Consider the following 8802-nt stretch of genomic DNA (forward strand, 5'->3'; position numbering starts at 1 on the left):
CAATAACTCGTAATTTATTGGATATTGCCCTCTTATTATCGTTTAATTACAATATCGAGTAGCTGCTGCGGTTCATGAATAATATAATCTGCTCCATGTAGTCTCAATTCTTCTTCATCCCGAAATCCCCATGTTACACCGATTGCACGTACTCCAGCATTATGCGCGGTATCCATATCGACAGATGAATCACCTACGTACCAGCAGTCACTTGGTTGCAAGTTCAGCATACGGAGCGTTTCGAATACAATATCGGCATCAGGTTTGGGCGGATGTCCAGTTCTATGTCCCAGTAGAACATCAAAAGAAATCTCCGGAAAATATTTTTTAACCAACGGAATGACAGCTTCATGATATTTGTTGGATGCAATTGAAATCAAATAGCCAGATGATTGAAGTGTTTGCAATAAGGGAATAATACCAGTATAGGGTTTGGTACAACTTTCAGTTTGCTCTTCATAACGTTTCTTAAATGCAAGAAGTAGTCGTGTTATGGTATCCTCAGTTCTAGCCTCTGTAGGTAATGCGCGTTCAATGAGCATGCGGACCCCATTTCCTACAAATTTTTTATAAGATTCTAAGGGGTGAGTGGGGTATCCAAATTGGCCAAGTATGGTATTGCAGCTCTCTCCTAAATCTTGGAGAGTGTCTAACAATGTGCCATCTAAATCAAATATTATTAGCTTCATGGGCTAAATTTAAAAAAACAACACTATATAGTCAGCAAAATTTCTTTTATAAATGACTATTTAAACTTTAAAATACGATATAGAAGTGGAAAGTTGTGATCTCTTCCCTAACTTTAAGATGTGCTTAATATTTTTTTAAGGAAGTATTGGATGAAAATAGATGCTGCGCGTAAATCAAGTAGATATTGATTCATGATAGGGGAGAACGCTATATGTAGATACGGGTTGTGAAAGTAACGATAGTTTTTAATAAAAATGAATTTTTAGTTCTTATTCAAATTCAGGATAAAAAACTGTATTTTTTCTAGTTTTCATTCGTTCTACAACGTCATAGGGATTTACAACAATTCCAATTTCTGCTTTTCTCCTTTCAATTTTCCAACTCTGGTAAAATTCTTATAATTGATACGCCATACATACCATCTCTCAGATATTTTTACATTTTCTTCTCCTGCCGTCGAACCAGAGTCGCTAGAGCCCCGACATAAAATATTAGCTATTTTTCCAACATTACTAATATGACCAACTTTTTCCCAAAGATTCATTTTCAACCCCAGTTTGTAACACTATATGTATAAAACTCAACTTCTCCACTGACGATTTCTGATAAATCGGGATTGGTATTTATTGGATATACTTTCTTAAACGCCCGGATTACATCGCTGTTCAACTGTGTTATATCAAAAGCCACTAATTGAAAATATTTCTTGTTGCTCTCGTCTATTTCAGCCAAAAAAACGTCTCCTATTTTTGTATTTGCTCCATAAGTTTACTCTTGAGGGATAATCTGTTGACAGATCATCGTGGTGAATGAATATGGATGGTGCTATACCATAGACAGACATTCCCTATCAAACCATCTGCTAGGCAAGTATCAAGCAATTATACCGTATGGGTAAAGCTTGTTTGCCTATGTGCGGTATTGAAATAGCATAAGTGTATAGTAAGTGCATGGTAAGTGTATCAAACACCCTGTTTTGATACTGTATCTATGCACTATCTATGCTTTACATATGCATATGTCATGCTTTATCGATGCCTAACATCTACTTGACCGATGCGGTATGGCGCTTTAATTTTGCAAATCAGGTTTGATTCCTCTCCAGAAAAATGCTGTTATTGGTTATTCATGTACTAAAATAAGTTTTTCCTATAGAAATCAGTTTTATTCCTGATGATTTAGATTTTTATCGCCTGAGATGAAGTAAAATGGTATCATTATTCCCCATGTTTCCGCTTGTCTCCACTTTTGGACCTACTGCTCTTGGATGGACGGCCATCTTCGTAGTGTCAAAACAATAACGTCATGGCAAGAGTAGAAAGTTTAATCAAATTAAATGGAACGATCGGGGATCTTTCCTTTTACAAATCAAAAAGTGTGGGTTACCAAGCACGGATGAAAACCGGTGTTTCGGGTGCCCGAATTGCTAACGATGCTGCGTTTGCCCGTACCCGTGAGAATGGGAGTGAGTTTGGCAGGTCACAGCAGGAGGGTAAAAAGCTGCGTGAACTGCTACGCGATGTGCTGTTTGAAAATTCGGATAATAAATTCAGCCAGCGTTTAGCAAGCCGCTTGCTCAAAGTTATTCAGATGGATTCGGTGAATGTTCGCGGGGAAAGGGTGATCGTCCCTGAAAATCTGGTCCTACTGGATGGCATGGAGTGCAATCAACGATCCAGTTTGCGCGCCATCACCTTAAAACCCTTTACGGTCACGTACGACCGTTTTAGCGGTGATGGCTTTTTTTCATGCCCGCAGCTGATTCCCAACCTGCACATCGCCAAATTTAGTGGTGCTACGCATGTGCAGTATACGCTGGTGCTGCAGGAGTTTTCGGGAGATGAATTGGATCAGCGTCCTGTGATCCGAAGATCTGCTTACATCAAACTGGGAGAAATGCAGCCGATGGATGTGGACCTCATGGCTTCGCTTGAAGCTGATCCTGAAAAAAGTGGATTGGTCCTGGTAGGTACGGGCTATTTTCAGATGGTCAACAATGCCTACTATCCGCTGGCCAATGGACAGTATAATGCGCTGACCATTAGTCAGGTGATCATGCCTTAATCTAAGGTGATGATGTCGTGAAGGATATTTTCGGGAGGCAGGTGGGTTTTTATTAACCGCTACCTCCCGATATATCCCTTCTGATCAGAAAGAGTTGTCTATTTGTTTTTTAATCCAGATACGTATTATGGAATATATTTGCGAGGAAGGGATTATCTATTTCAATTGATATGCTGCAACACTTTTTTTGAAGAAAGTAGGTACATAAATAATCTTTTTAACAGGGTCATATCCGATATCTGCTGTATTTTTCTTCTCTGCAGTGCTATCCAGTAGTAATTCATATTTTCCATTAGCGTGAACGTAATAAATATAGCCCGCCCAGCATGAATAGACGAAGTCACCATTGCCGATCGGTTCTATACCATCACCGCCACATGGTAGATCGGCTATTGTTGTCAATTCCTTCTTTTCATTAGCCTGCAGTAATTGCTTATTGCCACCAGCGATATACAGATCTTTACCGATAGCTTTTAAACCATTGACGCCATCAATATTTTCAAGATATACAACATCTTTATTATTAATGATTTGATGGATCTTTTTTGTCCTAGAATCCGAAACATAAACAACGCCTTTGTCAGTGACAGTAATGTCATTTAAAAATATGGAACCTGCAATTGGGATTTTACGAACGATTTTACTAGAAGGGATATCAATGACAACGACATCCGTTATATCTGCTGCATAAAGAGTGTTTCCATATTTGGCAAGTCCTTTAGGAGAATTGAGCCCGTGGATCCAATCTAGATCTATAATTTTGCCATTTAGGTCTAATTTACCAATACCACCAATACCATCTTTCTCATCTGCACTATTGCCCATGATGGATACATATAGAATACCTGCTTTGGTATCTGGTAAAACAGATTCGGGCATATTGATAATCGAATCTGTTTCCCATATTTTCTCCAACTTATGCTGTGCCTTGACCGTAGTACCCAATAGTAATGCGAGAGATAGAATCATTATTTTTTTCATAATTGCTTCATGCTTAAAGAGGTTTAAATTTTGAAAATAAGCAAAATTTGGCAGATTATAAAGGTTTAGATGATTTTTAATCAATTTTAAGGTCGTCAGCAAAGTATATTCGTACATTACTTTAGGGTTTAGATGTTGGTTTTAAAATGAATTTGACGATCCTGTAATTAATTTAATTTTTCTGATACAACTATGATTTTTTAACAAAATGATAAGAAGATAAATTCACTTTTTTGAATTATAGTCGGATATGAAATGGCGTAATTTATCTACACTTTAAATGTGCTAGTGATGAGGTAGCTGCTTGCTCCAAAAGTTGAACGATAGCGGAATATCCCTTGTTGCGAGCATGTTGGAGAGGAGTAATTTTCTCATGGTCGGCAATATGGATGTTACATCCCGCATCGATCAGTGTCCGAACAATGTTAATATATTTTTGACTTCCATCACCCAAAATTACAGCCTCCATCAAAGCGGTCCAACCCAGTCGATTAACATGATCAATGGGGAACCCTTCTGTATTGGCTAACACGTTTACAACCTCCAGATGTCCACGCTCGCAGGCAGGAATAAGAGCTGTACCATGATACCTGTTGAATACATCAAACCGAGCTCCATGCAATAAATAGAGTTTCACCAGTTCGAGATTTCCTGTCGCTCCTGCATATAGAAATGGACTGTCTTTGATATGATCTTGTTGATTGACATCTGCCTGATAGGATAGCAGCAACTTGGCCATATCAAGGGCATTATTTTGTGTTGCAATTAAAAGCAAAGATTTGCCATTTTGATCAGTAGTATGAACAGAAGAGCCGTTCTTTAACGCTTCTTCAACTAGAGCTAATTGATTCTTTTGCACAGCTTCAATCAATTTTTTTTGAGATGAGGTATCAGCATTCATATCGGTATCAGTATGACAAGAGTTTAGAAATAATAATGAAAAAAATACAATAAGATGTTGCATAAGTACGGGTATAAAAGGTAATAAAGCAGTTAGGAATATCAACCCTATAAACAAAGTTAGTATATAAATGGTATTAGAATAGGTACGATTTATATAGAAACTTGTATATATTATCACATTTAAGCTAATAATTATAGTGAATAAAAGCTAATATGTTTAGTTTAATTGTTTATCTTTGGATATTCAATATGGATAGACACCCAAGAAAAAGGCTGCTCCATATTTTATACCGTAATTCATTAGATCCTTACAGGATCAAGTAGTTACTTATGATAGAATAGATTTGACGATAATATAAAGTACTGTTTATAAAAGGAATTCCATTTTTTATGAATTTAATCCCTAGGTTCATAGGAGATGAATGATTGAAAAAATCGTAGATTTTTTCATAAAAACTGCCCTCTGTAGTGATACACAGGGCTTTTTGTTTCAACTTTAAAATTGTAATGTAGTCAAAAATGATATTTTTTAATCACAATTATTATCTTCGTATCAACAATTGAATACTGCGATGCTGTACAATCCATTTGAACCATTAACTCGACATACTTGGCAAGATTTTCTTGAAAAAGGTTATCGTGACTTTGTGTTGCAGCGGTTGGAGTGGCCAGATATTAGCAAAGGAAAAGGTTTTCTACTATCACCATACTCAACTCTGGAAAAAGCACATCTACATGCAGCAGAACTTGGAGCTAAAGAAGGTAAGGCTTTACAGATACCTGTAGACATAAATAAAATTCAACAATTATTAGCGGTCAATTCTGGCTATCGTGTTTTCGTCAATCGTTTTTATGAGGAAAATTGGGATAAACGCATGTTGCGAGTATATCAGGGTAGAATTATTAATTATTTGCGTAGTAATACCAATTTCAAACGAAAAGATCCGATTGATATTTTGTTTACATTGGAACATGGACGTGTTTGGGCTCTCATATCAGATGGGAAAACTACAAAGAAAGTCAAGGCTATAGACCTGATCAGTTAACATGAAGCTATCAGATTAATCCCTGAAATACATAAATACTTCACGTTTTTAAAATTAAATTATTTAACTTTTTGCATATTAATACATACTATGTGTTGGGACATATCACTTCATACTAATCTTGAGATTGTAAAAAAAGCTTTTCCTGCTTTACTGGACGAACGCAAGCAACTCGAATATGACTACCGGAACTTTGAAAATGTGCAGGCAATTACCTTTCCCGCATATCCCGTTATTTATAAAGATCAAGAAAACGAGAAAATCAATCTCCTAGAGATGGAATGGGGCGTGTTGCCCACCTATATCCAAGACCCTCAAGAGCAAGTCGAACGCCGTCGTAATATGATCAATGTCCGTAGCGAACGTGTCCTTACCGATCGTAATTCGTACTGGCACCGTTTGAAAGACCAGCGCTGTCTTATACCCGTGTCAGGTACATTTGAGCACCGTAAGATCCATGATAAGAAAAAGAAAATACCCTATTATATAGGACAAAAAGGAAGAGAAGTATTTTTTATACCAGGGATATACCAATGGCATGAAGTAATAACGCAGGATGGTGATGTTCATCAAATAGGTAGCTTTGGTATGTTGACACGCCAGGCAAATACTATGATGGGAAATATACACAACGATAGACCCAATAAAAGAAGGATGCCGCTATTTCTCACACCAGAACTTGAACAACAATGGCTACAGGCAAAAGATGATAAAAGCTTGGTCGATATATTCCATTATGAAATAGCAGACCAGGCATTAGAATATTATCCTGTTTATACCTTACGGGGCTATCCCAATAGACCAGACGGCAAGCATCGCTACGAACCCTATCCATGGGCAGGTTTACCACCCCTAGGGCAGGATGGACCGATGCAGCAAAGTTTATTTTAATTTATTATAATAAACATAATATGAAGTTCGTGCCATTGAACCGACCGATAGTTTTAGAGTTGCAGCATGGTGGATATGGTAGATGGATGGCTTAGATGATCTGTTGAAGTCGGATGGTACATAAGTATAGATCTACTATAAAGCCTTATGTTTTGTCATATGATTATGTCTTGATGCCTATCTGAAATAATCAGTTAAAAGTAGAAGTCTTTATCGAAGATAATTATCGTCAAGTTTAATAATAAAAGCAATTGTTACTGTTAATGCTTGAGGGAATATAAAAGATGTTTTGTAAATTGTGGACACTATTTTAAACAATATGCGTAGAAAAACTCAAATGATCACCGCGATGATGCTATTCTCAACGACGGTTGCCGTAAGTCAGATGAAAGTTCGTGAAGAGCTGCCCGAAAAATATAAGTGGGATTTGTCCCATCTTTATGCTACAGATGAAACTTGGAAAGAGGAGAAGGAGCGTTTACAACAAAAAATGCAGAAAATAGCCTCGTATAAAGGTAAACTTACGCAGTCCGCTAGCGGGCTTTTAGAAGCGCTTCAGTTAAGTACTTCACTCATAAAGGAAATGGCCAAGTTATCATCATATGCCTCAATGAAATCTGATCAAGATACCCGCGTAACCAAATATGCCGGAATGAACCAAGAGCTACAACAGCTTTTTTCAGAATATAGCGCATTAACATCGTATATGGAGCCTGAATTATTGACCTTCAAAGAAGATCAGCTCCAGGCATTTTTTACACAAGAAAAAGAATTGAGCACCTACAAGTTTTACCTGACCGATCTACTTCGTAAGCGTGCGCACAGAGGATCAGAAGAAGTTGAAAAAGTATTAGCATACTCTTCCTTGATGTCAGGCAACGCCGCTAATATCTACAGTACCTTTATCAATGCAGAGTTTCCATATCCAGAGGTAGAATTAAATGGCGAATCTGTCAAACTCAATGCTGCCAATTTTGCTTTATATAGAGCGAGCGAAAATAGGGAAATTAGGAGTAAAGTATTTGATGCTTATTTTTCCAAATTAAATGAATTTCAACGTACCCTAGGTGCACAACTTTATGGAAACATCAATGCCGCATTGTTTGCCACGAAAGCCCGCAACTATGAAAGTACATTAAAAATGGCATTGGATGGTGGTAATATTCCAACCGCTGTTTTTCATAATCTTATCAAAAATGTAAATGGCAATTTAGAAACCTTTCATCGCTATTTAAATCTACGAAAACGTATGATGGGTGTAGATACCTTGCATTACTATGATTTATACGCACCTCTTGTGGCTAAAGTTGATTTATCCTATACAGTAGAAGAGGCCGAAGAAAATATTTTAAAATCCCTAAAACCTTTAGGTACTGATTATATAAATGTGTCAAAAAAAGCATTCGGCGAAAGATGGATTGACATGTATCCAAATGAAGGAAAAAGATCAGGAGCATATTCCAATGGTTCGGCATACGATGTACATCCCTATATTCTTATGAATTACAATGGAAAGTACAATGACATGTCGACCCTTACCCATGAATTGGGGCATACGATGCATAGTTATTTAACCAATAAGAAGCAACATTACGCCAATTCAGATTATTCGATTTTTGTTGCAGAAGTAGCATCGACTTTAAATGAGGAGTTATTGAACGATTATATGCTGAAACAGATCAAAGATGATGAAACCCGACTTGCGATTTTGGGAAATTATCTAGAAGGAGCCAAAGGAACACTATTTCGTCAGACTCAGTTTGCCGAATTTGAATATATGATCCATGAAAAAGTCGGCAAAGGCGAAGCGCTCACAGGTGAAGATTTTGACGAGATGTATTTAGATCTGACCAAACGATATTACGGTCATGATAAAAATATTTGTATCGTTGATGATAATGTGAAATCTGAATGGTCTTATATTCCACATTTTTATTACAATTTTTATGTTTACCAGTATGCGACGTCTTTTACGGCATCTACAGCACTTTCCGAAAAAGTGTTACGAGGCACTGACGCTGATCGTCAGAAGTACCTCAATTTCCTTGCTTCGGGAAGTACCAAATACCCTGTAGACCTTCTTGTGGATGCTGGTGTCGATATGAATACATCTGAACCTTTTGATCTGACAATTGCTAAAATCAATAAAGTCATAGCAGAGATGGAAACTATCTTAACCAGATTAGGCAAGTAACTCTACATTAAATACACCCAAAATAAAAGCCGT

Annotated in this window: 8 protein-coding genes; 4 read left to right on the forward strand and 4 right to left on the reverse strand. The window is 37.2% G+C overall.

The window, feature by feature from the left end; all coding sequences use genetic code 11:
* Nucleotides 1–35: 35 nt before the first annotated feature.
* Nucleotides 36–689 (reverse strand): HAD family hydrolase, encoded by a 654-nt coding sequence (locus B3P23_RS20200; RefSeq protein WP_293929059.1) that lies wholly within the window; start codon nucleotides 687–689, stop codon nucleotides 36–38.
* Nucleotides 690–1027: 338 nt separating this feature from the next.
* Nucleotides 1028–1234, reverse strand: a complete 207-nt coding sequence (locus B3P23_RS20205) for a hypothetical protein (RefSeq protein WP_248753490.1) — start codon at nucleotides 1232–1234, stop codon at nucleotides 1028–1030.
* Between the two features lie 761 nt (nucleotides 1235–1995).
* Here B3P23_RS20205 and B3P23_RS20210 point away from each other — a divergent pair.
* The gene (locus B3P23_RS20210) at nucleotides 1996–2754 is read left to right on the forward strand and encodes a hypothetical protein (RefSeq protein ID WP_293929062.1); all 759 of its coding nucleotides are present in this window, start codon (nucleotides 1996–1998) and stop codon (nucleotides 2752–2754) included.
* Nucleotides 2755–2910: 156 nt separating this feature from the next.
* On the opposite strand, the gene B3P23_RS20215 is transcribed toward B3P23_RS20210, so the two are convergent.
* Together B3P23_RS20215 and B3P23_RS20220 are read right to left on the reverse strand one after the other, a co-directional pair.
* Nucleotides 2911–3735 (reverse strand): ATP-binding protein, encoded by an 825-nt coding sequence (locus tag B3P23_RS20215; RefSeq protein ID WP_293929064.1) that lies wholly within the window; start codon nucleotides 3733–3735, stop codon nucleotides 2911–2913.
* A gap of 265 nt (nucleotides 3736–4000) precedes the next feature.
* Entirely contained in the window at nucleotides 4001–4699 is a 699-nt protein-coding gene (locus B3P23_RS20220) for an ankyrin repeat domain-containing protein (protein WP_293929065.1), read from the reverse strand.
* Nucleotides 4700–5210: 511 nt separating this feature from the next.
* Here B3P23_RS20220 and B3P23_RS20225 point away from each other — a divergent pair.
* From B3P23_RS20225 to pepF, 3 genes are all read left to right on the forward strand, one after another.
* Nucleotides 5211–5684: a hypothetical protein gene (locus tag B3P23_RS20225; protein WP_045752890.1), complete on the forward strand. Its 474-nt coding sequence runs from the start codon at nucleotides 5211–5213 to the stop codon at nucleotides 5682–5684.
* A 90-nt stretch (nucleotides 5685–5774) separates the two neighbouring features.
* A complete protein-coding gene (locus tag B3P23_RS20230; RefSeq protein ID WP_293929067.1) occupies nucleotides 5775–6575 on the forward strand; it encodes an SOS response-associated peptidase in 801 nt (266 codons plus the stop codon).
* Between the two features lie 319 nt (nucleotides 6576–6894).
* Complete coding sequence (gene pepF, locus B3P23_RS20235) at nucleotides 6895–8769, forward strand: oligoendopeptidase F (RefSeq protein ID WP_094772664.1); 1875 nt, start codon at nucleotides 6895–6897, stop codon at nucleotides 8767–8769.
* Nucleotides 8770–8802: the final 33 nt, after the last annotated feature.

Source organism: Sphingobacterium sp. UBA6320, from assembly GCF_002440335.1.
Lineage (GTDB): Bacteria > Bacteroidota > Bacteroidia > Sphingobacteriales > Sphingobacteriaceae > Sphingobacterium.

Excerpts from the sequence above, each read along its gene's own strand:
- B3P23_RS20200 (WP_293929059.1), bottom strand. The coding sequence starts at position 689 with ATGAAGCTAATAATATTTGATTTAGATGGCACATTGTTAGACACTCTC.
- B3P23_RS20205 (WP_248753490.1), bottom strand. The coding sequence starts at position 1,234 with ATGAATCTTTGGGAAAAAGTTGGTCATATTAGTAATGTTGGAAAAATA.
- B3P23_RS20210 (WP_293929062.1), top strand. The coding sequence starts at position 1,996 with ATGGCAAGAGTAGAAAGTTTAATCAAATTAAATGGAACGATCGGGGAT.
- B3P23_RS20215 (WP_293929064.1), bottom strand. The coding sequence starts at position 3,735 with ATGAAAAAAATAATGATTCTATCTCTCGCATTACTATTGGGTACTACG.
- B3P23_RS20220 (WP_293929065.1), bottom strand. The coding sequence starts at position 4,699 with ATGCAACATCTTATTGTATTTTTTTCATTATTATTTCTAAACTCTTGT.
- B3P23_RS20225 (WP_045752890.1), top strand. The coding sequence starts at position 5,211 with ATGCTGTACAATCCATTTGAACCATTAACTCGACATACTTGGCAAGAT.
- B3P23_RS20230 (WP_293929067.1), top strand. The coding sequence starts at position 5,775 with ATGTGTTGGGACATATCACTTCATACTAATCTTGAGATTGTAAAAAAA.
- pepF (WP_094772664.1), top strand. The coding sequence starts at position 6,895 with ATGCGTAGAAAAACTCAAATGATCACCGCGATGATGCTATTCTCAACG.